The sequence below is a fragment of the Microbacterium resistens genome, from assembly GCF_031456305.1.
GTDB classification, from domain to species: domain Bacteria; phylum Actinomycetota; class Actinomycetes; order Actinomycetales; family Microbacteriaceae; genus Microbacterium; species Microbacterium resistens_A.
The window spans coordinates 48,693-73,937 of sequence record NZ_JAVDUM010000010.1; the positions used below are offsets into that span (position 1 = coordinate 48,693).

Here is a 25,245-nt window from a genome sequence, read left to right on the forward strand (position 1 = left end):
GGAGTCATTGGAAGTCCCGTGAGCGGTGGGAGACGCCGACGCGGAGAGGCTCGAAGGCGTCCGCGAGCACGTTGACCACCCCTTCCGCGGAACGTTCCAGGATGCCGCGGACGATGAGCGCCGGGGAATCCCTCGCGATCCTCCGGTAGCGCGTCCAGACCCCCTGCGAGCACACCACGTTGATGAGCCCGTGCTCGTCCTCGAGGTTCAGGAAGGTCACCCCGCCGGCCGTCGCGGGACGCTGACGGTGGGTCACGAGACCGGCGACCTCCACGCGTCGGCCGGCCTCATGGGTGCGGAGGCGGTCGGAGGGGAGGACCCCGCGGACCTCGAGGTCCGCACGGAAGTGCGTCAGCGGATGATCGTCGGTCGAAACCCCGGTCGCCCACAGGTCGGCGGCGAGGATCTCGTGGCTCGTCTGATCGGGGAAGAGCGGCGGCTGCACGGCGATCGTCGTATCGGGCAGATAGCGGGCGCGGTCCTCCGCTGCGGAGCCGGCGAGCCAGATCGCCTCGCGCCGGAGCAGGTCGAAGCAGTCGAACGCCCCTGCGGTGGCCAGCGCCTCCAGCTGGGCCGCGGTGACGTCCGTCCGGCGCACGAGATCGTGGAGGTCCCGGTACGGGCCGTTCCGCTCGCGCTCGGCGACGATCCGCTCCGCGGTCTGCTCGCCGATGCCGGTGACCCCGGAGAGGCCGAGGCGAACGGCGAAGCGACCGTCTCTGCGGTGCGCGGCGCCCTCGTCGGGACGCGTCGGGTCGAACTCCTTCGAGGGCTTCGGCTGCTTCGGATGCAGGCAGGCATCGAGCCCCGTCGGAGCCGGAGGGCAGGCGTCCGCCGCTGCCGGGACGAGGGGCTCCAACGTCTCGGTCGCCCCGGACAGGTGCAGATCGGGACGACGCACCTCCACCCCGTGGCGCCGGGCATCGGCGGTGAGGGTCGCGGCGGAGTAGAAGCCCATCGGCTGCGCGCGCAGGAGCCCGGCCAGGAAGGCGGCGGGATAGTGGAGCTTGAGCCAGGCGCTGGCGTAGACGAGGAGCGCGAAGGACAGCGAGTGCGATTCGGCGAACCCGAAATCCGAGAAGGCCTGGATCTGCGCGTAGATGCGGTCCGAGGACGCCAGGTCGAGTCCGTGACGCTCCATCCCCGCGTACAGGCTCTCCTTGATGCTGTCGATCCGCTCCAGCCCTCGCTTGGACCCCATCGCGCGGCGCAGGGTGTCCGCCTCGTCGGCGGTGCAGTCGCCGAGGGTCGTGGCCATCTGGATGAGCTGCTCCTGGAACACCGGGATCCCGAGCGTGCGTTTCAGCACCGGCTCCAACAGCGGATGGGCGTATGTGACGTCCTCCTCGCCGAGCTTGCGTCGGACGAACGGATGCACCGCCCCGCCCTGGATGGGACCGGGACGGATCAGGGCGATCTGGATGGCGAGCTCGTAGAACTCCCGCGGCCGCAAGCGCGGGAGCAGGCCCATCTGCGCCCGGGACTCCACCTGGAACACCCCGATCGTGTCGGCGCGGCACATCATGTCGTAGACCGCCTCCTCCTCCTTCGGGATGGTGGCGAGCGCCCACTGCTCTCCGGTGGCGGCGACGAGGTCGAAGCAGTGTCGCAGCGCCGCCAGCATCCCCAGACCCAGCAGATCGAACTTCACCAGGCCCATCCAGGCGGCGTCGTCCTTGTCCCACTGGATCACGGTCCTGTTCTCCATCCGCGCATGCTCCACGGGGACGACCTCGCCCACGGGGCGCTGGGTCAGGACCATCCCGCCGGAGTGGATGCCCAGATGGCGGGGGGCCTTCAGCAGCTCTGCCGCGCGCAGGACGACCTCTTCGGGGATGTCGTCGTCGTCCGAGGGGGAGAGGTCAGGGCCCCAGCGCTCGACCTGCCGGGACCAGGCGTCCTGCTGCCCGGGGGAGTAGCCCAGGGCGCGGGCCATGTCGCGGACGGCGTTCTTGGGACGGTACTGGATGACGTTCGCCACCTGGGCGGCGCACTCCCGTCCGTACTCGTCGTACACCCACTGGATGATCTCCTCCCGGCGGCTGGAGTCGAAGTCCACGTCGATGTCGGGCTCCTCGGTGCGGGTGGTTGCCAGGAACCGCTCGAAGGGGAGGTCGTACTGGATCGGGTCCACGGCGGTGATGTCCAGCAGATAGCAGACCGCGCTCGCCGCCGCCGACCCCCGGCCCTGACACAGGATTCCACGATCTCGTGCCTCGGCGACGATCCCGTGCACGATGAGGAAGTACCCGGGGAAGTCCTTCTCCTCGATCACGGCCAGCTCTCGTTCGATCCGCGTGCGCCCCTTCTCATCGAGCGCGGGGTACTTCTTCGGGACCGCCGCCCAGACGAGGGCGCGCAGATGGCTCATGGGCGTGTGCCCGGCGGGGACCTTCATGGTGGGCAGAGCCGGCTTCGCCCTGCGCAGCGGGAAGGCGCTCTCCTCGGCGATGCGCAGACCGTTGCGGATCGCGTCCGGATAGCGGGCGAAGCGGGCAGTCATCTCCGCCCCTGAGCGGAGATGCGCTGAGCCGTGCGCGGGCAGCCATCCCTCCAGATCCCGCATGCTCCGGGTGGCGCGCACCGCGGCGACGGCCTCGGCCAGCGCCGCCCGCTCCGGCGCGGCGTAGTGCACGTTGTTCGTCGCGACCACGGGCAGGCACTGTTCCGCCGCCAGAGCGGCCAGGGCATCGTTCCGCCGGGAGTCGAGGGGGTCGCCGTGATCGATGAGCTCGACGGCCACATGATCCGCGCCGAACAGGTCGATGAGGGTGCCGAGGGCGCGCCCGGCCCCGTCGGCGCCCTCCGCGTCGAGCCGCCGACGGACACCGCCCTTGCGGCATCCGGTGAGGATCGTCCAGTGCCCTCCCGCCCTCGCGGCGAGATCCTCCGGCTCGTAGAGCGGTCGGCCCTTCTCCCCGCCGCGCAGCTGCGCGTGTGTGATCGCCGCCGACAGCCGGTGGTAGCCCTCCTCCCCGCGAGCGAGGACGAGGAGATGCTCCCCGGCCGGATCCGGCTCGCCGTTCTGCCGGGAGGGGAGACCGAGCGACAGCTCAGCGCCGAAGACCGTCTGCACGCTCGTCTGCTCGGCCGCCTCGGCGAACCGCGCCGCGCCGTAGAAGCCGTCATGGTCGGTGATCGCGAGGGCCGTGAGCCCCAGACGCTCGGCCTCCGCGATGAGCTCGGCGGGGGAGGAGGAGCCGTCGAGGAAGGAGAACGACGAGTGCGCGTGCAGTTCGGCGTACGGCACGGCGTCCTCCGGACGGGAGATGCGGCCGAGGTCGAGCGGCGGCCTCTTGTGCGCACGAGACGGGGCCTCGTCGGCGAGCGCGCCCTTCGGGAGCGGTCTGCCGCTGAGGGTCCGCTCCATCTCGGTCCATGACATCGGCGGATTGCTCCAGCCCATCAGTGATACCTCCCTTCGGCCCACCACCGGCCGTCCAGGTGCAGCACGAGCCAGGCCCGCTGCTGCTCGTCGACGAGCTGAAGGCGCTCGCCGCTGATCTCGTCCCGCTCGCCGCGGCGGTCCCGCATCGGCCATGGCCCGGCCCAGGATGTGACGGGGCTGCCCTCCACGAGCGAGGGAGGGCCGGAGAGGCGTCCGCGCCCGTCGACCTCGACCGCGTGGCCGTCGGAGGTGAGCACGGCGATTGCCCGAGGAGGCGCGAAGACCTCCGCGGGCAACGGATCGGGGAGGCTGCCCGGCCAGGGGAGAGCGGGATCCCTGGCCGCCACCACGCGCTCGCCCCAGGGCGTGAGCTGCTGCCGGTCGGCGAGCCGGCGCCCGCCCGAGACCGTTCCGACGAGGACGCCGTCGTGGCCCAGGAGCGACTGCACGCGCGACACCGCGTGGTGGAGTCGTCCCTCCCCGGCCGAGCCGAACAGGCCGGGTTGGTGATGGGCGGCGTCGTCCACCGCGACGGGGGCGAGCCGTACCCTGGCGATCCCCCGGAAGGGGCGTTCGTCCTCCCCGGAGCCGGCGAGGGACTCCAGCTGCCACCTCACGCGGTCCACGAGGTCGGCGGCCTCGAAACAGGTCGGGTGCAGCCAGGTGCGGGAGAAGACCTCGTCGTCGTCATCGGTGAGGTCGATGCGCACCTCGGTGCACACCAGCGAGGCGGTGGCGAGCGCGAGGGACACGGCGTCGGCCGTCTGCCGGACCGCGAAGGCGATCTGATCGGATTGGGCCAGAGGGGTCTCGAACGCGATCTCTGCCGCGAGCTCGGGATCCGGTGGGCGGGAGAGCACGGGTCGGGAGTCGGCGCCTCGGGACAGCGCATGCAGTCGGGCGCCCCGTTCGCCGAACCGGTCGCGCACGTCGAGGGCCGGGAGGGCGGCGAGATCGCCGAGGGTGCGGACGCCGAGCCGGACGAGGAGGCTCGCGATCTCGGTGTCGTGCAGGACGTGCACCGGCAACGGGGCGAGGAAGGCGGCAGCGGCTCCGGGCGGGACGATGAGGTGTCCGCCGTCGGGGTCCGCGCCCCCGTGCGCGGCGCCTCGGGCGGCGAGCTCCGCGGTGAACGGGCCGTCCGCGATGCCGATGCGCATGCCGGGATGGCCGGCGGAGGCGAGCCGGACGAGGAGCGCCCGCGCCGCCGCGTCCTCCCCGCCGTGGTAGCGGGAGAGGCCGCGGGCGCGGAGCACGGCGAGCCCGGGACGGAGCATCTGGACACCGGGCGCCTCGGCGTCGATGACCCGCAGGACCGGGTGGAACGCCCGCTCGTCCCGGTCCGGATCGGCGGGGAGGAGCCGGAGCGAGGGGAGCAGTCCCTGGGCCTCTCGGCGTCGCTGCCCGATCCGTACGCCGTGCTCGCGGGCGGAGGGGGTGCAGGCCTGCACGAGGTTCGCATGGACGATCGCCGCGGGCGGATGAGGAGAGTGCCCGAGCGCTGCGCGGAGGGGCCAGTCCGGGAACCACAGCACGAGGACGCGGGTGGGATCGGTCATCCGCCCACCGCCCGGAGCCGGGGGAACGCCGCAGGCTCGACGGTACGGGCTTCAACGGTGCGGGCCTCGGCGGTGGCGATCCCGGTGGTGGTGGCCCCGGCGGCCTCGACCATGCCGCGGTTGTCGGGGAGGCGGACGCGGACGCTGCGGGGCACGGGTGACCGGCGTGTCTGTGCGGTCACGGTGACCTCGCAGGCCTCTAGGAGCCCCCACCCGGTGCCCAGCCCGTTCCATTGCGGGTCATGGGCGCGGATACGGCCCTCGCTCTGCGGCCAGGGGTCTGCGGAGGCCACGAGCAGGGTGCATCCGCGATCGCGGAGCCGCGCGGTCAGCCGGGAGACCTCGGCATCGCGAACCCGGGAGGAGGGGCGGACGGCGATGAGCGGCACGACCTCGGAGAGGGCAGAGGTCGCGGCCAGCCAACGGCTGCCCGGCTCGGGGACCAGGATCAGGCGGGAGAGGTCCACGCCGTGCCCGGCGAGCGCCTCGACGCCCAGAGTGGGCATCCCGACGGCCGCGCACCAGGAGCCGCGACGGGAGGCGGAGGCGAGGAGGGCGGCGACGAGGCCGGGCGAGGCGGAGAGTCCGTAGACGGCCCCGACCTGGAGACCGCCCTCGGGCAGCAGAGGGGCGAGCGCGGGGTGGAGGGGGATCAGCGGAAGGTCGCTGCGTCGCCGCTGCATGCGGGTGATCTCCTGCCGCAGGCGCAGGATGTCCCCTGCGCGTACGGCTTCGCCGGGATCGGCGGTGTGGAGTGCGTTCCCCATGGATCCATCCTCGAACATTGTTTCGAATTCTGCAAGGTATCCACAGAGCGTAGCTCGTACATCGGACACGGTGCGGCGGATGCCGTGAGAGCCCGGCGGACCTGTGCATGTCGGCCCCCGTCGCTAGCCTGATCACGTGCAGATCGAGTTCGACGCCGAGGTGCAGCGATGGGATGCCCGTACCGACTCCTGGTACTTCGCGGTCATCCCCGAAGAGCTGTCCGCCGACATCAGGGAGCTGCCGGCACCGCCGCGCGGGTTCGGCGCGCTGCGGGTGCGGGTCCGGGTGGGCGCCACCCGTTGGAGCACCTCGATCTTCTTCTCCCGGGGAACGTACTCGCTGCCGCTGAAGCGCGCGGTGCGGGATGCGGAGGGGATCGCCGAGGGCGATGTGATCACGATCGAGCTCGAGATCGTCGACCTCTGAGTGACCGCGGAGCCCTTTCCCGTCCCGCCGACAGGTTGTCCACAGGCGTCTCCGGCGTCGCCCGTGGATCCCTAGCATGTGCGGATGGACCCGATGGATGTGCGCACCCTCGCCGCGGTGCTCGTGCACGGTGGTCTCCTCGTGGCAGGAGCCGTCCTGGTCGTGATCGACATCGCCGAGCACCGGCTTCCCGATCGGATCGTGCTGCCCATGATCGGCGCTCTGCTCGCGGTCGTCCTCATCGACGCCGTCTGGTCGGGCGATGCCGTGGACCTCGGCCGTTCGAGCGCGGGAGCGCTCCTCCTCGGGGGCTTCTACGCACTGCTGCGTCGGCTCAGTGAGGGCGGCGTCGGCGGAGGGGACGTCAAGCTCGCCGTCGCGATCGGCCTCCTCCTGGGCTGGCACGGCTGGCGTGCCCTGATCGTCGGGGGCGCCGCGGCCTTCGTGCTCGGCGCGGCTGCCGCCGGTGCGCTCATCGCCGCGCGGCGGGCCGATGCGCGCACGCAGATCGCGTTCGGGCCGTGGATGATCATGGGCGCGGTGATCGGGGTCCCGGCCGGATGAGCGGGGGAGGACTATGGTGAGGTCATGGCACTCGCACGGCTTCACGGCGGCCCGCTCGACGGGCAGATCCTCCCGCTCGACGACACCGGGCAGGACTCGCTCATCGTCCCCTACAGCGAGACCCAGGTCATCTACCGGCGCGACGGCGAGCCCACGCACACCGGTTCCGACGACGGTCCCACAGAGATCGCCTTCCGGTTCTCCGAGTCGGAGGACGACATCTCGCCCAGCGATGACTGAGCCCAGCCGGACCGTCGAGGTCGAGCGCAAGTACGACGCCGATCCCGACACGCCTCTTCCGCTCTGGGATGGGATCCCCGGCGTGCTCACGGTCTCCTCCGGCGAGGAGCGCGCGCTGGACGCCCGCTACTTCGACACGGGGGACTTCGCCCTCGCGAGGGCGGGCATGGCGCTTCGTCGTCGTACCGGCGGCCATGATGCGGGGTGGCACCTGAAGGGCCCGCGCCGAGGCGACGGACGCGTCGAATGGGGGTGGCCCCTCGGCGACGAGGAGGTGCTCCCGCCGGGGCTCGCCGAAGAGGTGTCCCGCTGGACCGCCGACCCCGTGGTCCCGATCGCCCGGGTCGAGAACGCCAGGACCGCGTACTACCTGAGCGGTCCCGACGGCGTCGTGGCGGAGTTCGTCGACGACCGGGTGCACGCCACCGACCTCCTCCGCGGCACGCGGCGGGAATGGCGTGAGTGGGAGATGGAGCTGGGCGCCGCGGCGCCGACCGACCTGATGGGCCGTGTCGTGTTCTTCTCCGCGGTCGATCGCGCGGTGCACGCGGCCGGAGGGCGTCCTGCGTCGTCCGCCTCGAAGCTCGGCCGCGCACTGGGTCTCTGACCCGAACACGGGGCCTCTGAGCCGCGCACCGGATCTCAGAACGGAGCTGGCGCGTCAGAGCCGGATGCCAGGACGACGAGGCCCCGGTGCGAACGGATCGCACCGGGGCCTCGTCGTCTGTCGACTCAGAAGTTGATCATGTGGTCGGCCAGGCCGTGGAAGCCCTCCTGCAGCGCCTCCGACAGCGTCGGATGGGTGTGCACGTTGCGGGCGAGCTCGTGGGCGGTGAGGTCCCACTTCTGCGCCAGCGTGAGCTCGGGGAGGAGCTCGGCCACGTCGGGCCCGATCATGTGCGCGCCGATGAGCTCGAGGTGCTCGGCGTCCGCGATCAGCTTGACGAAGCCGACCGGCTCGCCAAGGCCGTGGGCCTTGCCGTTGGCCATGAACGGGAAGGTCGCGACCTTGATGTCACGGCCCTCGTCCTTCGCCTGCTGCTCGGTGAGGCCGAACGAGGCGACCTGCGGCGAGCAGAAGGTCGCGCGCGGCATCATCCGGTAGTCGCCGAGCGTCATGGTCTCCGCCTTGCCGATCGTCTCGGCCGCGACGACGCCCTGCGCCTCGGCCACGTGGGCCAGCTGCAGCTTGGCGGTGACGTCGCCGATGGCGTAGATGCCCTCGACGTTCGTGCGCATGTGGTCGTCGATGTCGATGGCCCCGCGCTCGGTCAGCGTCACGCCGGTGTTCTCCAGACCGAAGCCGCTCACGTTCGGCGCGAAGCCGACCGACATGAGTACCTTGCCGGCCTCGATGACGGCCTGCTGGCCGTCCTTGCCGGTGTAGGTCACGCTCACGGAGGAGCCGTTGTCCACGATCGTCTCGACCTTGGTGGAGGTGAGGATGTCGACCCCGAGGCTCTTGTACTGCTTGGCGATCTCCTTCGACACGTCGGCGTCCTCGTTGGGGAGCGCGCGGTCGAGGAACTCGATGATGGTGACCTTCACGCCGTAGTTCGTCAGCACGTAGGCGAACTCCATGCCGATGGCACCCGCCCCGACGATGACGATCGACTCGGGCAGCTCGCGCGAGAGGATCTGCTCCTCGAACGTGACGATGTTGTCGCTGAGCTGGACCCCGGGGAGCAGACGCACGGTGGAGCCCGTCGCGATGATCACGTTGTCGAAGGTGACCTCTTCGGTCGTCCCGTCGCTCTTGGCGACGGAGATCGCCTTGGGCCCGGTGAAGGTGCCGCGGCCCGAGTACTCGGTGACCTTGTTCTTCTTCATGAGGAAGTGGATGCCCTTGACCCGGCCGTCGGCGACCTCGCGGCTGCGGTCCCACGCCTTGCCGAAGTCGAGCGTGAAGTCGCCCGAGATGCCGAAGAAGTCGGCCTTGTGGGTCAGGGTGTGCGCGATCTCGGCGTTCTTCAGGAGGGCTTTCGAGGGGATGCAGCCGACGTTGAGGCAGACACCGCCCCAGTACTTCTCCTCGATGATCGCGGTGGACAGACCCAGCTGAGCGCTGCGGACAGCGGCGACGTAGCCGCCAGGGCCCGCGCCAAGGATGACGACATCGTAATGTGGCATGGTTCCCAGCCTAGCGCGCGCGGATCGCCTCCCGTCGGGCCTCCGGCATCGGATAGTCTGGAGGGAGAAGGAGGGCCATCGTGTCAGAGAACGATCACCACGAGGATGCATCCGTCATCCGTCGCGGCACCGATGCACAGCACGACACCACGCAGACGTTCGGGCATGAGTCAGACCTGTCCTTCGTGCCGTTCGGTGTGGAGCTGACGGACGTCGAGAGGAGTGCCATCGCAGCACTGCCCAGCGGCTCCGCGCTCCTGCTGGTGCGCTCGGGTGCACTCGCCGGCGCGCGCTACCTGCTGGACACCGATGTGACGACGGCCGGGCGCCACCCGGAGGCGGACATCTTCTTCGACGACGTCACCGTCTCACGCCGGCATGCGGAGATCATCCGCACCGGAACGGTGTTCGAGATCGTGGATCAGCGCTCGCTCAACGGGACCTATGTGAACGGCGAGCGGGTCGACCGCAGTCCGCTCGGCAACGGCTACGAGCTGCGGATCGGCAAGTTCCGGCTGAACTTCTTCGCCTCGCCGACGGATGCCGCGGCGGCGAACGCCTGATGGCGGCGGCGTCCGCCCGTGAACGCTCGGCGCCGGCGGGGCTGCTGAGCATCGGACAGGTGCTCGCCCGGCTGACCCCGGAGTTCCCCCAGGTCTCGGCCAGCAAGCTGCGGTTCCTGGAGGAGAAGGGCATCGTCGCGCCGGTGCGCACGGAGTCCGGCTATCGCAAGTTCTCCGCTGCGGACCTGGACCGTCTCCGGATCGCCCTCACGCTGCAGCGGGATCAGTACCTGCCGCTCAAGGTCATCCGCGACCACCTCGATGAGCTCGAGGAGAACGGCGGCGTCGCATCGGAGCTGCCGATCTCGATCGTCGCGAGCCCTCGTCGCCTTCGTCGCGACGAGCTCCTCGCGACGACCGGCGCCTCCGCACAGCTGCTCAACGAGGCCATCAGCAGCGGCATGATCGCGGCGGCCGACGGCTTCCCGGACTCCACCGTCGCGCTGCTGAGGGCGCTGGTCGCCCTCGACCGTCACGGCATCGAGCCGCGACACCTCCGGCTCCTGCGGCAGAGCGCCGAACGCGATGTCGCCCTCGTGCAGTCCGCGCTGTCCACGTTGCTGCGGCGCACCGATGCGACCTCCCGCGGCAGGGCGGGGGAGATCGCGCCGGAGCTGGCCGGGCGGCTCGACGAGATCAGGACGATCCTGGTCAAGGACGCGCTCGCGCGAATCCTGTCGTAACGAACAGGTTGCGACACACCTTCGGGGTGCGGCGGATGTCGTTGCCGGAGGATGGGCACTGCTCTAGCGTGGAGATATCGACTTCAGAGGAGGGGATGGCATGAGCACGGACGAGCGTCGTGACGATCCGTCATTCGGGGATGACCTCCTCTTCACCGACGGCCTGCCCGCGATGGACGACGAGGTGGGCTACCGCGGCGCGGTCGCCGCCCGCGCCGCCGGCATCACCTATCGGCAGCTGGACTACTGGGCACGCACCGAGCTGGTCGTCCCCACGGTCCGTGGGGCCAGCGGCTCCGGATCGCAGCGCCTCTACGGCTTCCGCGACATCCTCGTCCTCAAGCTCGTCAAGAGCCTCCTGGACACCGGCATCTCCCTGCAGCAGATCCGCACCGCGGTCGAGCAGCTGCGCGCGGCCGGGATCCGCAACCTCTCCGGCACCACGCTCATGAGCGATGGCGCCTCGGTCTACCTGTGCACCTCGAACGACGAGGTGATCGACCTCGTCAGCCGTGGTCAGGGCGTGTTCGGCATCGCCGTGGGCAAGGTCCTGCGCGAGGTCGAGACGACGCTCGTGGAGTTCGACCCGGCGGTCCCGGATCCGGTCGACGAACTCGCGGCCCGCCGCACCCGTCGCACGGCCTGACCCCTTCTCCGACGCCCCGCCGCCGCGGGCCCTTCTTCCCGCGCGCCCGCGCCCGTTGTGCTGTCCTCGGCCCTCGGCTCAGCTCCGCGCCCGCGCTGTCGAATCCTGCAACGCTGCTGTTGTCCGCTCACGCTGCTCAGATCGGCGCAGCGCGAGCAGGAAAGAGCAGCGCGGGCAGGAAACAGCAGCGCCGGAACAGCAGCGCCGGCAGAGAACAGCAGCGCGGGAACAGCAGCGCGGGAACGGCAGCGCGAGGGGACGCGAAAGCAGGGTTCCGTGAGGAACCCTGCGAGCGGGCGTTCGCGGCCGGGCCGGGAACGCGGTGATCAGGGGCGCGCGGTGGCGTCCGGAACCGGGATGCGCCCGGTGCGGATGATGCGGTCCAGCAGCGTGTCGAAGTCGGCGGCGAGCTCCTGGGCCGAATCGCCGGGCCAGATGTGCAGCGGCTTGGCCGCCCCCTGAGCCTGCTGCAGCGAGGTGCGCTCCGGCAGCTGGGGGGAGAGCACGAGCGGGCCGAACATGTCGCGCAGCTCCTTGATGCGGAACTGGTGCTCGATCGACTGCGGACGGACGCGGTTCACCACGATGCCGAGCGGCTGGAGTCGGGGGGAGAGACCGCGGCGGATCTCCTCGATCGCGCGGAGCGCACGGTCCGCGGCGGCGACCGAGAACAGTCCGGGCTCGGTGACGACCATCACGCGGTCGCTCGCGGCCCACGCCGTGCGGGTGAGCGCGTTCAGAGAGGGCGCGCAGTCGATCAGGACGAGGTCGTAGTCGGCCTCGACGGCGGCGAGGGCCTCCTCGAGCTTCCAGACGTCGCGCACGCTCGGGTGCGGACCGTCGAAGTTGATCGCGGACGGGCTGCCGATGAGCACGTCGATCGTGCCGGGGTGGACCTTCGCCCACCCGCTGGAGGTGATCGCCTGTCGGACGACCTTCTCCTTCGGATTGGCCAGGACGTCGGCGATGTTGAGCCGCCCGGCGATCTGGATGTCCATGCCGGTGGACACATCGGACTGTGGATCGAGGTCGACGACGAGCGTGCGGATGCCGCGGGCGAACGCCGCAGAGGCGAGTCCGAGGGTTACCGTCGTTTTGCCGACGCCTCCCTTGAGAGAGCTGACGCTGAGTACGTGCACGAAGACCACGTTACCGTCCCCTAGGCTGGGGAAACACTCAGCCCCGCCCATGCACGTCCAAACGCGTGCATTGAGCTCTTCGAGGTGCGTATGTTCCAGAAGATCCTTGTGGCCAATCGCGGCGAGATCGCGATCCGTGCCTTCCGTGCCGCGTTCGAGGTGGGAGCGCGCACCGTCGCGGTGTTCCCGCATGAGGACCGCGGCTCGGTCCATCGGCTGAAAGCCGATGAGGCCTACGAGATCGGCGAACGGGGGCATCCCGTCCGCGCCTACCTGGACGTGGACGAGATCGTCCGCGTCGCAGTGGAGAGCGGCGCCGACGCGATCTACCCCGGCTACGGCTTCCTCTCGGAGAACCCGGAGCTCGCGGCGAAGGCCGCGGAGGCCGGGATCGTGTTCATCGGCCCTCCGGCCAGGGTCCTGGAGATGGCGGGCAACAAGGTCGAGGCCAAGCGGCACGCGATCAAGGCCGGCGTCCCCGTGCTGCGCTCCACAGAGGCGTCCGACGATGTGGACGCCCTGGTCGCGCAGGCCGACGGGATCGGCTTCCCGCTGTTCGCGAAGGCCGTCGCCGGCGGCGGCGGACGCGGCATGCGGCGCGTCGAGTCCAAGGCGGAGCTGGCCCCCGCGCTGGCCGAGGCCATGCGCGAGGCGGAGAGCGCCTTCGGCGATCCGCGGATGTTCCTGGAGCAGGCCGTGATGCGCCCCCGGCACATCGAGGTGCAGATCCTCGCCGACAAGACCGGCGAGACCGTCCACCTGTTCGAGCGGGACTGCTCGGTCCAGCGCCGGCACCAGAAGGTGGTTGAGATCGCCCCGGCCCCGAACCTCGACGAGGGGACGAGGACCGCGCTGCACGCGCACGGCATCGCCTTCGCCCGTTCGATCGGCTACGAGAACGCAGGCACCGTCGAGTTCCTCCTCGAGACCGCGGGGGAGCGGGCGGGCGAGGTCGTCTTCATCGAGATGAACCCCCGCATCCAGGTCGAGCACACGGTCACCGAGGAGATCACCGACGTCGACCTCGTGCAGACGCAGATCCGGATCGCCGCGGGCCAGAGCCTCGCCGAGCTCGGCCTGCAGCAGGACCGCATCCAGCAGCGGGGCGCCGCCCTGCAGTGCCGCATCACCACCGAGGACCCGACCCAGGGGTTCCGTCCTGACACGGGCAAGATCACCACGTACCGCTCGCCCGGCGGCGCCGGTGTCCGTCTCGACGGCGGGACCGTCCATCAGGGCGCGCAGATCAGCCCGCACTTCGACTCGATGCTCTCCAAGCTCACCTGCCGAGGCCGCGACTTCCCCGCCGCGGTGGCGAGGGCCCGCCGTGCGCTGGCGGAGTTCCGCATCCGCGGCGTCTCCACCAACATCCCGTTCCTGCAGGCGCTCCTGGAGGACCCGGCGTTCATCGCGGGCGACATCAGCACCTCGTTCATCGATGAGCGGCCCGAACTGCTGCGCGGTCGCGTCTCGAAGGATCGCGGCACGAAGATCCTCAACTGGCTGGTCGACGTGACCGTCAACAAGCCCAACGGAGCGCACCCGGGACACGTGGACCCGCGGACCAAGCTCCCGGCGCTGGACCTCACGACGGAGCCGGCGCCGGGCTCGCGGCAGCTCCTGCAGGAGCTGGGCCCCGAGGGCTTCGCGCGAGAGCTTCGCGCCCGTCGCAGCCTCGCCGTCACGGACACGACCTTCCGGGACGCCCACCAGTCGCTGCTGGCGACCCGGGTGCGCACCAGGGACCTGGTCGCCGCGGCGCCCTACCTCTCGCGGCTCACGCCCGAGCTGCTGTCCGTGGAGGCCTGGGGAGGCGCGACCTACGACGTCGCGCTCCGATTCCTCGGCGAGGACCCGTGGGAGCGGCTGGACAAGCTGCGGACGACGCTGCCGAACGTCGCCATCCAGATGCTCCTGCGCGGGCGGAACACCGTCGGCTACACGCCGTACCCGACGGCCGTGACCGAGGCGTTCGTGCGCGAGGCCGCGACCAGCGGCATCGACGTGTTCCGCATCTTCGATGCCCTCAACGACGTCTCGCAGATGCGCCCGGCGATCGACGCGGTCAGGGAGACCGGCAGCGCCGTCGCCGAGGTCGCCCTCTGCTACACCGGCGACCTCCTGGACCCGAAAGAGGATCTGTACACGCTGGACTACTACCTGCGCCTCGCGGAGCAGATCGTCGAGTCCGGTGCGCACATCCTAGCGATCAAGGACATGGCAGGCCTTGCCCGTCCCGCCGCTGCGGCGCGTCTGGTGACGGCTCTGAGGGAGAACTTCGACCTCCCCGTGCACCTGCACACGCACGATACCCCCGGCGGCCAGCTCGCCACGCTCCTGGCGGCCAGCGCCGCGGGCGTCGACGCCGTGGACGCCGCCTCCGCCCCGCTGTCGGGCACCACGAGCCAGCCGTCCCTCTCGGCGCTCGTCGCGGCGCTCGCGCACACCGAGCGGGACACCGGGCTGTCCCTGGACGCCGTCTCGGACCTCGAGCCCTACTGGGAGGCTGTGCGACACCAGTACGGACCGTTCGAGTCGGGCCTCCCCGGGCCCACGGGCCGTGTCTACCACCACGAGATCCCCGGCGGGCAGCTCTCCAACCTCCGCCAGCAGGCCAAGGCACTCGGCCTCGCGGAGGACTTCGAGCTGATCGAGGACATGTACGCCGCCGCGGACGCGATCCTGGGCCGGGTCCCGAAGGTGACGCCGTCGTCGAAGGTGGTGGGCGACCTCGCGCTCCACCTCGCGGCCGTGCGCGCCGACCCCGCCGACTTCGAGGCCAACCCGGAGAAGTACGACATCCCCGACTCGGTCGTCGGGTTCATGGCCGGTGAGCTCGGCGACCTGCCGGGCGGATGGCCCGAGCCGTTCCGCTCCAAGGTGCTGGCCGGCCGGACCGTGCCGCTCGGCGTCGCCGCCGTCTCGGAGGAGGACCAGGCGGCTCTCGAGGGGGACAGCGCCGAGCGGCGCGACGCGCTCAACCGCCTGCTCTTCCCGGCGCCTACGCGGGAGTACACCCAGATGCGCGAGCTGTTCGGCGACCTGTCCGTGCTCGACACCGCGGATTACCTGTACGGGCTCGTCGCCGGACAGGAGCACCTGGTCGAGATCGATCGCGGCGTGCGGCTGTACGTCGGGCTCGAGGCGATCGGCGAAGCCGATGAGAAGGGCGTCCGCACGGTGATGACCACGCTCAACGGGCAGCTGAGGCCGGTCTTCGTCCGCGATCGCTCCATCGTCGTGGACGCCCGCGAGGCGGAGAAGGCGGACACCTCCAAGCCCGGTCAGGTGGCCGCGCCGTTCTCCGGTGTCGTCACGCTGAAGGCGGAGGTCGGAGCCGCGGTTCGCGCCGGCGAGCCGGTCGCGTCGATCGAGGCGATGAAGATGGAGGCCGCGATCACCGCACCGGTCGACGGAGTCGTGGAGAGGCTCGCGATCAGTCCTACTCAGCAGGTGGAGGCGGGCGACCTTTTGGTCGTTATCCGACCCGCGCACTAGCCTTGTGCGGGCGAAAGCTCGCACAAGACGCACTCGGGGGTATGCACCATGACGCCAGATCGCCGGACCAACCGTCCGGAGGACGACGATGACGCGCTCGGCGTCCTCGACGACACCGGCGCCGTCGACACGACGGCGATCGGGGTCCTCGGCCTCCCGACGGCCCAGGTGAGCGTCCTCCTCCCCGGAGCCGAGGAGGAGGACCTCTCCGACGACGACGTGGTCGACGACGACCCCTATGCCCTCGTCATGGACGAGGACCCGGCGGCGCTCGTCCGCGAGCCCGATGCCGTCGGCCGGATCCATCAGGGATCGGACATCGCCGACATCGTCATCGAGATCCCGGCCGACGCCGAGGCCCCGGCGGCTCCGATCGCCGAACAGGTGCCGGCACCGAGAGCCGCCGTCGGAGCGCCCGAGTCTGAGCCTGAGCCGGTCGTAGAGCCTGATGTGGTCGAGCCCGAGCTTGAGCCCGAGCCCGTTGCAGCCGAGCCCGCTGTGGTCGAGTTCGAGGCCGTAGAGCCCGAGGCCGCGGGGACGGATACAGAGACGGTCGAGCCCGAGGTCATCGAGGCTGAAACGGTCGAGCCTGAGCCTGAGCCTGAGCCTGAGCCTGAGCCTGAGCCTGAGCCTGAGCCTGAGCCCGAGCCCGAGCCCGAGGCCGTCGAGACGACGGTCCTCCCCGAAGACGTGCACGTCGAGGAGCAGGACGTCGAGGACGACACGCTCTGGACCGCCGCGACGCCGCCGAGCACGGAACCGTTCGGCTCCGTTTTCGGCGAGACCGTGCCTGACGCCCTCGCCTCCGAGTCGGAGACCGCACCGGAGGACGAGAGCGCCCCCGTGGCCGATCCCGAGCCCGACGCGGACGCCCCCGACGCGGACGCCCCCGACGCCGACGCCCCAGACGCCGACGCCGCGGACACCGTTGACCCGGACGAATCCGCGGACCCGACGCCCGTGACACGGTCGCCCGAGCCCGAGCCCGAGCCCGAGCCCGAGCCCGAGCCCGAGCCCGAGCCCGAGCCCGACGTGCCGGCCCCCGCCGTCGCGGTCGTCCCGGCGGTGACGACGGAACCGCCCCTGACCCCATCGGCCCCCGTTCCTGTTCCGGTTCCTGCTCCCGTCCCCGCTCCGGCGGACGCCGCTCCGCCGGCCCCGCGACGGCTGGACGACAGGGACGGTCAGGGAGGGGAGGGCGCCGACCTGCTCACGGCCGATCGCCTGCTCGACCCGCATCGGGTCTCCAAGCCCGAGCCGGAAGGCACGTGGGGTCAGCTCCTGTATGCGGTGTCCGGTCGCCGTATCAACATCGGGGACGGCAGACGAGCCAGGGAGCGGAAGGCGCTCACGGCGCGGATCGCGGCACCGCTGTCCGGAACCGCTCGTTTCATCCCCGTGCTCTCGCGGAAGGGCGGCGTCGGCAAGACGACCATCACGACGCTCCTCGGCATGGCGCTGGCCGATGCCAGGGACGACCGGGTGATCGCCGTGGACGCGAACCCCGATCGGGGCACCCTCGCCGACCGCATCGCCCGGACGAGCTCCAAGACCGTGCGCGACCTCGTGCGCGCCCATGACGACATCGGCGGCTACCACGACATCTCGGCGATCGTCTCACGCGATGAGACGCGCCTGGACGTGCTCGCCTCCGACACGGACCCCCATGTCTCGGAGGCGTTCAGCGACGTCGACTACGAGCAGGTGGCCGACGTGGCATCGCGCTACTACTCGCTGGTGCTCACCGACACCGGCACCGGTGTCGTGCACGCGGTCATGGGTGCGACGCTCGACCGCGCCGACACGCTCGTGGTCGTCGCAGGCCTCAGCGTGGACGAGGCGCGGCTCGCCTCGGAGACGCTGACCTGGCTCGAGGCCAACGGCTACGAGGAGCGGGTGCGGGACGCCGTCGTCGTGCTCAACCAGTCCGCTCCCGGAGCGCCCATGGTCCGCCTGGACGAGCTCGAAGCGCACTTCGCCACCCGCGTCCGCCGGGTCGTGCGGATGCCGTACGACCCGCAGATCGCGGCGGGGAGCGCCGTCTCCTTCGCGGGCCTGCGCGCCGAGACCCGCACGGCGGCCCGTGAGCTCGCCGCCGTGGTGGTCGAAGGGCTGCGGGACGGCGGCGCACGATGACCGCACGGGAGATCCGCCTGTTCGGGGATCCGGTCCTGCGGACGGTCTGCGCGCCGATCGAGACGATCGACGACGGCGTGCGCGCCCTCGTCACCGACCTTCTGGACTCGGTGCGTCTGCCGGGTCGGGCGGGGGTCGCGGCGCCGCAGATCGGCATCGCGCTGCGCGCGTTCAGCTACAACGTCGACGGCCGCATCGGGTACGTGCTCAATCCGGTGCTGACCGAGGTCCGTGGCGATCCGGTGCCGACGGGGGAGGGCTGCCTGTCCGTTCCCGAGCTCTGGCACGATGCGCTGCGGCACCCCTGGGCGCGGGTGGAGGGTATCGACCTCGACGGCGCGCCCGTCGTCCTCGAGGGGGACGGCCTGTTCGCGCAGTGCCTCCAGCACGAGACCGACCACCTCGACGGTCGGGTGTACATCTCGCGTCTGGACCCGGAGACCCGGCGGGTCGCGATGCGCGAGATCCGCGAGAGCTCCTGGTTCTGAACCGCTGAACGCGTCAACCCCTGAATGCGTCGACCGCTGAAACCGATCAGCCCAGGTCCGATGGAGACCTGGGCTGATCGGTTTCAGGGATGACGTCAGCCGAGCGGCACCGTCGTCGTCGCGGTGGGCTCGTCGTAGATCGAGGCGATGTCGTTCGCGAAGTCCTTGAGGATCACGTTGCGCTTGATCGACAGCTTCGGCGTCAGGTGCCCGCTGGCCTCGGTCCACTCGCTGGGCAGGATCGTGAACTTGCGGATCGACTCGGCGCGGGACACCCGGGCGTTGGCGGTGTCGATCGCCCGCTGCACCTCGGCACGGACCGCGGCGTTGGTCGCCGCCTCCGCCAGGGGCATATCGGCGGAGAGGCCGTTGTTGGCGAGCCAGGCCGGCAGCATCTCGGGGTCCAGCGTCACCAGAGCCGAGATGAACGGCTTCTGGTCGCCGACCACGACGACCTGACCGACGATGGGGTTGGCGCGGATCGGGTCCTCCAGCGCGGCGGGGGAGACGTTCTTCCCGCCGGCGGTGACGATGATCTCCTTCTTGCGCCCCGTGATGCTGAGGAAGCCCTCGGCGTCGAAGGATCCGATGTCCCCGGTCCGGAACCAGCCGTCGTCGAACGCGTCGGCGGTCGCCTCGGGGTTGTTCCAGTACTCCTTGAAGACGTTGATCCCGCGGACCTCGATCTCGCCGTCGTCCGCGAGCCGGACCCCGACGCCGGGGAGCGCGGGGCCCACCGTGCCGATCTTGGACTTGTCGGCCAGGTTCACCGTGGCCGGCGCCGTGGTCTCGGTGAGGCCGTAGCCCTCGAGGATGACCACGCCGAGGCTGTGGAAGAAGTGGCCGAGGCGTGCGCCGAGCGGCGCGGAGCCCGAGATCGCGTAGACGATGTTGCCGCCCATCGCGGCGCGGAGCTTGCTGTAGACGAGCCGGTCGTACAGCGCGAACTTGATCTTCAGGCCCAGCGGCACCTTCTCGCCCTGCTCCAGCAGCCGGGAGTGCTCGATCGCGGCCGCCGCGGCGGCGCGGAAGATCTTGCCCCGGCCGCCGGCCTCCGCCTTCTGCTCGGCCGAGTTGTAGACCTTCTCGAACACCCGGGGGACGGCGAGGAGGAAGGTCGGCTTGAACGAGCCGAGCGCCGGGAGCAGCTGCTTGGTGTCGGGCTGGTGGCCGGTGCGGACGCCGGCGTGCACGTTGAGGATCGAGATGAACCGGGCGAACACGTGCGCCGTGGTGATGAACAGCACGGTGGAGGCGCCGGGGATGGACACGACGTCGTCGAGGGCCTTGGCGGAGTTCCGCGAGAGCTCAACGAAGTTGCTGTGCGTGAGCACGCATCCCTTGGGACGCCCGGTCGAGCCGGACGTGTAGATCAGGGTCGCGATGTCGGCGGCGTTCGCGAGGGTGCGCCGCCGCTCGATCTCCTCGTCATCGACGCCGGTGCCCTGCGCGGTGAGGGCGTCGATCGCCCCGAGGTGCATCTGCCAGACCTCGCGGACGAGCGGCAGGTCGCCGCGGACCTCGTCCAGGCGGGCGAAGTGCTCCGGCGTCTCGACGAAGGCCGCGATCGCACCGGAGTCCTCCAGGATCCACTGGATCTGCGAGGGCGAGCTGGTCTCGTAGATGGGCACCATCACGGCGCCGGCGTAGAAGAGCGCGAAGTCCACGAGGGACCATTCGTAGGTCGTGCGGGCGAGGAAGCCCACCTTCTCGCCCGGCTGGATGCCGGCGGCGACGAATCCCTTCGCCAGCGCGATGACGGCCTTCTCGAAATCGCTCGCGCTGATGTCGCGCCAGCCCTCCCCGGAGGGCACGGAGAAGAGCGCCAGATTGGGCGTCTTCCTCACGCGCTGGACCAGGAGGTCGGTGATGTTCGCCTGGGGATCGGCGGGAACGATCGCGGGGACTTCGAACTGGACCACGGCAACTCCTTCGGTACCGGACGGGTGCTGTCTTCCCAGGAGTCTAGGGCAATCGGGGCTCGGAGCCGACTCGGACCGGGTGGGATCGAGTCGCAGAACGGGTGGGACCGCGTCGCACTCGCGCGCGCGGGATCGGCGAGAAGACGGTCCGGGGCTAAACTGCACCTGATGATCTACTGGATCCTGAAGAACGTGGTGATCGGGCCATGGGTCAAGGCCGTGTTCCGCCCGTGGATCGTGGGGCGCGCCAACGTTCCGCGGACGGGCGGCGCCATCCTTGCGAGCAACCACCTGTCCTTCGCCGACTCGATCTTCCTGCCGCTCATGCTGGACCGGCCGATGTCCTTCCTCGCCAAGAGCGACTACTTCACCGGCCGCGGGCTCAAGGGCTGGGCCACCCGGATGTTCATGAAGGGCACGGGGCAGCTCCCGATCGACCGCTCCGGGGGCAAAGCGTCGGAGGCGTCGTTGAACACGGGGCTCCAGGTGCTCGGCGGCGGCGACCTCCTCGGGATCTACCCCGAGGGCACGCGCAGTCCCGACGGGAAGCTCTACCGCGGACGGACGGGCATCGCCCGGATGGCGCTGGAGGCCAGGGTCCCGGTGATCCCGGTCGTCATGGTCGACACCGACGTCGCGATGCCGATCGGATCCCGGATCCCGCGGGTCATGCGCGTGGGCATCGTGATCGGCGAGCCCCTGGACTTCTCGCGCTACGCCGGCATGGAGAACGACCGCTACATCCTCCGCTCCGTCACCGACGAGATCATGGTGGCCCTTCAGCGCCTCGGCGAGCAGACGTACGAGGACGTGTACGCCTCCACGGTCAAGGACCGGCTCAAGAGCAGCGTCCCCCCGTCCGCCTGAGGCGTCCCGCGCCTGGGACACCCCACTAGGATTGGGGGATGCCTCAGCCGCTCTCCGCCCTCGACGCGTGGCGCTCACTCCCGATCAAGCAGCAGCCCCAGTGGCCCGATGCCGAGCGTGTCGCGGAGGTCTCCGCGCAGATCGCCGCGTTGCCTCCGCTCGTGTTCGCCGGCGAGGTTGACAACCTCCGCGACCGTCTCGCGCGCGCGGCGTCCGGGCAGGCATTCCTGCTCCAGGGCGGCGACTGCGCGGAGACCTTCGCCGGTGCGACGGCGGATCAGATCCGCAATCGCATCAAGACGGTGCTGCAGATGGCCGTCGTCCTCACCTACGGCGCCTCGATGCCCGTGGTGAAGATGGGGCGCATGGCCGGCCAGTTCGCCAAGCCCCGCTCCAGCGACAACGAGACCCGCGGCGACGTGACGCTGCCGGCCTACCGCGGCGACATCGTCAACGGCTACGACTTCACCGAGGCGTCGCGGCGAGCCGACCCAAGTCGCCTGCTGCAGGGCTACCACACGTCCGCATCGACGCTGAACCTCATCCGCGCCTTCACTCAGGGCGGCTTCGCGGATCTCCGCGAGGTGCACTCGTGGAACAAGGGGTTCGCGCAGAACCCGGCGAACCAGCGCTACGAGCGCATGGCGGCGGAGATCGATCGCGCGATCAAGTTCATGGAGGCGGCCGGCGCCGACTTCGAGGAGCTCCGCCGGGTGGAGTTCTTCACCGGCCACGAGGGCCTGCTCATGGACTACGAGCGGCCGATGACGCGCATCGACTCGCGCACGAGCACGCCGTACAACACGGCAGCGCACTTCCTGTGGATCGGGGAGCGGACCCGCGAGCTGGACGGCGCGCACGTCGACTACTTCTCGAAGATCCGGAACCCCATCGGCGTCAAGCTCGGACCGAGCACCACGCCCGAGACGGCGCTGGCCCTGATCGACAAGCTGGACCCGGAGCGCGAGCCCGGACGCCTGACCTTCATCACCCGGATGGGCGCGGGCAAGATCCGCGATGCGCTGCCGCCGCTGCTGGAAGCCGTTCGCGACTCGGGCGCCCAGCCGTTGTGGGTCACCGACCCGATGCACGGCAACGGCATCACCTCGGCGACCGGCTACAAGACGCGTCGGTTCGACGACGTCGTGGACGAGGTGCGCGGCTTCTTCGAGGCGCACCGCGCCGTGGGAACGTTCCCCGGCGGCATCCACGTGGAGCTCACCGGCGACGATGTGACCGAGTGCCTCGGGGGATCCGAGCGCATCGACGAGGCGGGCCTCGCGACCCGCTACGAGTCGCTGTGCGATCCGCGTCTGAACCACATGCAGAGCCTTGAGCTCGCCTTCCTCGTGGCGGAGGAGCTGGAGAAGCGCTGACCGCTGCAGGAGGAGGATATGGGAAAGGCCGGAGGGAGATCCTCCGGCCTTTCCCATATCCGGCCCGTGGGTATCCGGCTGTGCTGCTGCCCCGCTCCGTGGTGCCGGCGGCACCGGCACCACGGAGTCCGGTCAGTGCCGGCGGAGCCTGCGCACCACGAGGAGCGCGCCGCCGCCGAGCAGGAGCACGAGCGCTCCGATCGTCACCGGCAGCACCCAGGCCGTGTCGCCGCCGGTGGTCGCGAGGTCTCCGGGCGAGACCGGAGCAGCCGTCGGCGCCGAGGTCGGGCCACCGGACGGCCCCGGTGAGGGGGCAGCCGTCGGGCCTGGGCTCGTCGTCGGGGTCGGGCTCGTCGTCGGTGTCGGGGTTGGTGTGGGCTCGGGGAAGGGGAAGACCTCGGTGGCCTGGCCGAGGCGGAGGAACACCGTCTCGCCCGTCGCGTCCTTGAGTCCGTCGTTGTCGGTCACCGCGTAGAGACCTCCGTCCGCGCCGACCGCGAAGCCCTCGAGCTTCTCCTGGGTCCAGCCGTTGGTCGCGCGAAGAGCCGGGAGCACGTCGATGGCCGTCTGCTTTTCGAGCACGGGGAGGGCGCCTTCGACGGAGGGGAGGCCCGCAGCGGATCCGCCGGGCACCGTCACGCGCGTGACCCGCTTGACGATCGCCGCGGAACCGTTGAGCTTGTCCCGCTCGATGATCGCGAACGTCTGGTCATCGATCGCGGTGATCTCCGACAGCCCCATCCAGTCCCCGGGCGCGGTGGTGCCATCGAGCCGGTAGCCGAACCAGTCCCAGGCGCCGGTGGCGGGGTCCAGCCGTCCGATCCGGGTGACGTCGCCGCCGTCCACGGTGCCCGCGGAGAGGTCGGCGGGGTCGTTCCACAGAGGACGCTGGAGGACCGTCCATACGCGCAGGTCAGCGCCCGTTCCCGTGGTGGTGACCCCTTCGAGGCCCCACTTGCCCACGTGGGCGGCGATGTCCGCGGGGAGGGGGAACCGCTGGAGGACGGCGCCTGCCGCGTCCGTTCGGACGAGCTCGTTCGCGGCGCCCGTCGCGCCCTCGACGGCGAGCCAGAACCCGTCGGCGTCGGCGGCGAGCCCTTCGACGTCGAGTGCGATCGGGACACCGCTGTCGGTGACCGGGAGCGCCCCGGTGATGGCGGCCGGGGTGCGGGCGACGTCCACGGTGAAGATCGTCGCCGGCGACAGCACGGCGTCGCTGGCGGCGTAGACCGTCCCCGGGTCCTGGGGATGCCCGGACAGGGCTCCGAGCGCGGACCAGCCGATCGGAGCGCCGTCCACGGTGTCGGCGACGATGCTGGGCTGGGGCGATGCGCCGGCTCCGAAGGAGTAGACGTTCACCGACGCGCGGACGCCGGCGCTCGCATCGTCGGTCTCGCTGGAGACGATGAGGAGATCGCGCTCGGGCACGGGGAGGACGCCCTCGGGGCCGTTGGTGGTGAAGAGGATCTGCGCGAACCGCGGGGAGCGTGGGTCGGTCAGGTCGTACACGGCCACGAAGTTCGAACGCTCGCTCGCGACGAACGCGTAGGGGACGTCGCCGAACTCCGCGAAGGCGATGCCCTCGGGCTCCGCCCCCTTCTTGGCGGCACGGTCCTCGTTGTGCAGGCCGTACTGCACCGCGAGGTCCTCATAGGAGCTGCCCGCGTCCCAGGCCACGGATCCGTCGGCGACGTCGAAGACGGTCCACCCCCGCGTCCCGCCCTTCCAGTCGCCTTCGTTCGCGGTCGCGACGAGCCCGTCGCCGACCCAGGCGATGGCGTCGGGCTCGCGCGGCGTCGCCGGGAGGGAGCCGGTGAGGTCGATCCGCCCGTCTTTCTTCGTGTCGATGCCGGACAGACTCACGCTCCCGGCCGAGAACACGGTCTCGATACGTCGCGAGGCCAGGTCGATCACGGCCACCCCGTTGTTCTCCTGGAGGGTCACGGCGAGCTTGTTCTGCGCGTTGATCGTGACGTACTCCGGCTCGGGGTCCTCCGGCGTGTCGAGCCCCGCGGCGGCCACGACAGGGAGGGGCACGCCCGCCTCGTCGATGAACGGGACGGGATCGGCCGTCCATGTCTGAGGATCGACGCCCAGGCTCAGGACCTGCACGAACCCTGCGGGGAGCTGAGGGAGGTCGCCCTTCTTCCCGCCCGCCGGGGCGAGCTCCTCGTCGCGCTGGTTCTCCATCGCGATCGCCGCGAACGCGCCGTCGGGGGAGATCGCTATCGAATCGGGCTGACCGCCCAGGTCGATCGAGCGCACGAGGGATCGGTCGACGGATCGGAGGACGTCGAGCCGTCCCGCGGGAGCAGTGAACTTGCCGCCGGTCTCATCGACCACGACGAGGAGGTAGTCCCCGTATGCGGCCACCGACGTCGGCTGGTCGTCGGCGTGGCCCAGCGTCGCCAGGTCGATCGTGCCATCGCCCACGGGGTGGGCGGGGTCGGTCACGTCGAGGAAGCCGATCCGCTTGCCCGCGGCGTCCGTGTAGACGACGGTGCCGTCCGGCGTGATCGTCGAGATCTCCGCGACCGTCGCCGCCGACGGATCGACTCCGGCCGGGACGTTCTGGAAGACCGGATAGGTCGCGGTGCGCACGAAGGCCGAGCCGTCGGCGACAGGCGCGGCAGCCGGATCGACGCTCTGTGCGGCGCCGATCGCGGCGGTGGCGGGGGCGGCGCCGAGGAGGCCGACGGCGAGACAGGCGGTGAGGGCCGCGGCGGACAGGGTTCGAGGTCGCATGTGCACTCCGGTACGTGGGGGACCACGCCAGGATGTTGCCGCGGGGAGGACGCGGAGTGCCGATCCGATGGATCGCGGATGACGCGCGGGTTAACGTGCGGTGACGT

Annotated in this window: 19 protein-coding genes; 12 read left to right on the plus strand and 7 right to left on the minus strand. The window is 70.7% G+C overall.

The annotated features are described in order from the left end of the window. Window positions 1-4: 4 nt before the first annotated feature. The 3 genes from J2Y69_RS11830 to J2Y69_RS11840 are packed head-to-tail and all read right to left on the minus strand — an operon-like array spanning window position 5 to window position 5,714. A complete protein-coding gene (locus tag J2Y69_RS11830; protein ID WP_310020918.1) occupies window positions 5-3,406 on the minus strand; it encodes an error-prone DNA polymerase in 3,402 nt (1,133 codons plus the stop codon). Further along, window positions 3,406-4,947: a DNA polymerase Y family protein gene (locus tag J2Y69_RS11835; protein ID WP_310020922.1), complete on the minus strand. Its 1,542-nt coding sequence runs from the start codon at window positions 4,945-4,947 to the stop codon at window positions 3,406-3,408. Before J2Y69_RS11835 ends, J2Y69_RS11830 begins: the two co-directional genes overlap by 1 nt. After that, complete coding sequence (locus J2Y69_RS11840) at window positions 4,944-5,714, minus strand: hypothetical protein (RefSeq protein ID WP_310020925.1); 771 nt, start codon at window positions 5,712-5,714, stop codon at window positions 4,944-4,946. The genes J2Y69_RS11835 and J2Y69_RS11840 overlap by 4 nt, the downstream gene beginning before the upstream one ends. A 136-nt stretch (window positions 5,715-5,850) precedes the next feature. Here J2Y69_RS11840 and J2Y69_RS11845 point away from each other — a divergent pair, with 136 nt between their 5' ends. From J2Y69_RS11845 to J2Y69_RS11860, 4 genes are all read left to right on the plus strand, one after another. Continuing rightward, complete coding sequence (locus J2Y69_RS11845) at window positions 5,851-6,141, plus strand: DUF1905 domain-containing protein (protein WP_310020927.1); 291 nt, start codon at window positions 5,851-5,853, stop codon at window positions 6,139-6,141. Between the two features lie 84 nt (window positions 6,142-6,225). Then, a complete protein-coding gene (locus tag J2Y69_RS11850) occupies window positions 6,226-6,705 on the plus strand; it encodes an A24 family peptidase (RefSeq protein WP_310020930.1) in 480 nt (159 codons plus the stop codon). Window positions 6,706-6,729: 24 nt separating this feature from the next. After that, window positions 6,730-6,945 carry a response regulator gene (locus J2Y69_RS11855; protein ID WP_310020933.1) on the plus strand — a complete coding sequence of 72 codons (216 nt, stop codon included), beginning with the start codon at window positions 6,730-6,732 and terminating at the stop codon, window positions 6,943-6,945. Continuing rightward, complete coding sequence (locus J2Y69_RS11860; RefSeq protein ID WP_310020937.1) at window positions 6,938-7,552, plus strand: CYTH domain-containing protein; 615 nt, start codon at window positions 6,938-6,940, stop codon at window positions 7,550-7,552. Before J2Y69_RS11855 ends, J2Y69_RS11860 begins: the two co-directional genes overlap by 8 nt. 125 nt (window positions 7,553-7,677) lie before the next feature. Here J2Y69_RS11860 and lpdA read toward each other — a convergent pair whose 3' ends face one another. Further along, window positions 7,678-9,075, minus strand: a complete 1,398-nt coding sequence (gene lpdA, locus J2Y69_RS11865) for a dihydrolipoyl dehydrogenase (protein ID WP_310020940.1) — start codon at window positions 9,073-9,075, stop codon at window positions 7,678-7,680. A gap of 80 nt (window positions 9,076-9,155) precedes the next feature. On the opposite strand from lpdA, the gene J2Y69_RS11870 reads away from it, so the two are divergent. The 3 genes from J2Y69_RS11870 to J2Y69_RS11880 all read left to right on the plus strand — a co-directional run bounded on the left by J2Y69_RS11870 (window position 9,156) and on the right by J2Y69_RS11880 (window position 10,967). After that, window positions 9,156-9,638, plus strand: coding sequence for an FHA domain-containing protein (locus J2Y69_RS11870; RefSeq protein WP_396653093.1), 483 nt, complete (start codon window positions 9,156-9,158; stop codon window positions 9,636-9,638). Continuing rightward, a complete protein-coding gene (ftsR, locus tag J2Y69_RS11875) occupies window positions 9,638-10,321 on the plus strand; it encodes a transcriptional regulator FtsR (RefSeq protein WP_310020943.1) in 684 nt (227 codons plus the stop codon). Before J2Y69_RS11870 ends, ftsR begins: the two co-directional genes overlap by 1 nt. Before the next feature lie 100 nt (window positions 10,322-10,421). Next, window positions 10,422-10,967 (plus strand): MerR family transcriptional regulator, encoded by a 546-nt coding sequence (locus J2Y69_RS11880; RefSeq protein ID WP_310020946.1) that lies wholly within the window; start codon window positions 10,422-10,424, stop codon window positions 10,965-10,967. A 326-nt stretch (window positions 10,968-11,293) separates the two neighbouring features. Here the strand turns inward: J2Y69_RS11880 and J2Y69_RS11885 are convergent, their stop codons facing one another. Next, complete coding sequence (locus tag J2Y69_RS11885) at window positions 11,294-12,106, minus strand: ParA family protein (protein ID WP_310020950.1); 813 nt, start codon at window positions 12,104-12,106, stop codon at window positions 11,294-11,296. Between the two features lie 90 nt (window positions 12,107-12,196). Between J2Y69_RS11885 and J2Y69_RS11890 the strand changes: the two genes are divergently transcribed. The 3 genes from J2Y69_RS11890 to def are packed head-to-tail and all read left to right on the plus strand — an operon-like array spanning window position 12,197 to window position 18,228. Then, window positions 12,197-15,604: a pyruvate carboxylase gene (locus J2Y69_RS11890; protein WP_310020953.1), complete on the plus strand. Its 3,408-nt coding sequence runs from the start codon at window positions 12,197-12,199 to the stop codon at window positions 15,602-15,604. Window positions 15,605-15,652: 48 nt separating this feature from the next. Continuing rightward, window positions 15,653-17,740, plus strand: coding sequence for a MinD/ParA family ATP-binding protein (locus tag J2Y69_RS11895; protein ID WP_310020956.1), 2,088 nt, complete (start codon window positions 15,653-15,655; stop codon window positions 17,738-17,740). After that, entirely contained in the window at window positions 17,737-18,228 is a 492-nt protein-coding gene (gene def / locus J2Y69_RS11900; RefSeq protein ID WP_310020958.1) for a peptide deformylase, read from the plus strand. The genes J2Y69_RS11895 and def overlap by 4 nt, the downstream gene beginning before the upstream one ends. Window positions 18,229-18,323: 95 nt before the next feature. Here the strand turns inward: def and J2Y69_RS11905 are convergent, their stop codons facing one another. Then, the gene (locus tag J2Y69_RS11905; RefSeq protein WP_310020961.1) at window positions 18,324-20,150 is read right to left on the minus strand and encodes an AMP-dependent synthetase/ligase; all 1,827 of its coding nucleotides are present in this window, start codon (window positions 20,148-20,150) and stop codon (window positions 18,324-18,326) included. Window positions 20,151-20,318: 168 nt separating this feature from the next. On the opposite strand from J2Y69_RS11905, the gene J2Y69_RS11910 reads away from it, so the two are divergent. Together J2Y69_RS11910 and J2Y69_RS11915 are read left to right on the plus strand one after the other, a co-directional pair. Next, entirely contained in the window at window positions 20,319-21,017 is a 699-nt protein-coding gene (locus J2Y69_RS11910; RefSeq protein WP_310020963.1) for a lysophospholipid acyltransferase family protein, read from the plus strand. Window positions 21,018-21,055: 38 nt separating this feature from the next. Then, window positions 21,056-22,393, plus strand: a complete 1,338-nt coding sequence (locus tag J2Y69_RS11915; protein ID WP_310020967.1) for a class II 3-deoxy-7-phosphoheptulonate synthase — start codon at window positions 21,056-21,058, stop codon at window positions 22,391-22,393. 132 nt (window positions 22,394-22,525) lie between these two features. Here J2Y69_RS11915 and J2Y69_RS11920 read toward each other — a convergent pair whose 3' ends face one another. After that, window positions 22,526-25,138 (minus strand): esterase-like activity of phytase family protein, encoded by a 2,613-nt coding sequence (locus J2Y69_RS11920; protein ID WP_310020970.1) that lies wholly within the window; start codon window positions 25,136-25,138, stop codon window positions 22,526-22,528. Window positions 25,139-25,245 lie beyond the last annotated feature (107 nt).

Bases quoted from the DNA above. Each gene is read 5' to 3' on its own strand.
- J2Y69_RS11830 (WP_310020918.1), bottom strand. From the start codon at position 3,406: ATGGGCTGGAGCAATCCGCCGATGTCATGGACCGAGATGGAGCGGACC.
- J2Y69_RS11835 (WP_310020922.1), bottom strand. From the start codon at position 4,947: ATGACCGATCCCACCCGCGTCCTCGTGCTGTGGTTCCCGGACTGGCCC.
- J2Y69_RS11840 (WP_310020925.1), bottom strand. From the start codon at position 5,714: ATGGGGAACGCACTCCACACCGCCGATCCCGGCGAAGCCGTACGCGCA.
- J2Y69_RS11850 (WP_310020930.1), top strand. From the start codon at position 6,226: ATGGACCCGATGGATGTGCGCACCCTCGCCGCGGTGCTCGTGCACGGT.
- J2Y69_RS11855 (WP_310020933.1), top strand. From the start codon at position 6,730: ATGGCACTCGCACGGCTTCACGGCGGCCCGCTCGACGGGCAGATCCTC.
- J2Y69_RS11860 (WP_310020937.1), top strand. From the start codon at position 6,938: ATGACTGAGCCCAGCCGGACCGTCGAGGTCGAGCGCAAGTACGACGCC.
- lpdA (WP_310020940.1), bottom strand. From the start codon at position 9,075: ATGCCACATTACGATGTCGTCATCCTTGGCGCGGGCCCTGGCGGCTAC.
- ftsR (WP_310020943.1), top strand. From the start codon at position 9,638: ATGGCGGCGGCGTCCGCCCGTGAACGCTCGGCGCCGGCGGGGCTGCTG.
- J2Y69_RS11880 (WP_310020946.1), top strand. From the start codon at position 10,422: ATGAGCACGGACGAGCGTCGTGACGATCCGTCATTCGGGGATGACCTC.
- J2Y69_RS11890 (WP_310020953.1), top strand. From the start codon at position 12,197: ATGTTCCAGAAGATCCTTGTGGCCAATCGCGGCGAGATCGCGATCCGT.
- J2Y69_RS11895 (WP_310020956.1), top strand. From the start codon at position 15,653: ATGACGCCAGATCGCCGGACCAACCGTCCGGAGGACGACGATGACGCG.
- def (WP_310020958.1), top strand. From the start codon at position 17,737: ATGACCGCACGGGAGATCCGCCTGTTCGGGGATCCGGTCCTGCGGACG.
- J2Y69_RS11910 (WP_310020963.1), top strand. From the start codon at position 20,319: ATGATCTACTGGATCCTGAAGAACGTGGTGATCGGGCCATGGGTCAAG.
- J2Y69_RS11915 (WP_310020967.1), top strand. From the start codon at position 21,056: ATGCCTCAGCCGCTCTCCGCCCTCGACGCGTGGCGCTCACTCCCGATC.
- J2Y69_RS11920 (WP_310020970.1), bottom strand. From the start codon at position 25,138: ATGCGACCTCGAACCCTGTCCGCCGCGGCCCTCACCGCCTGTCTCGCC.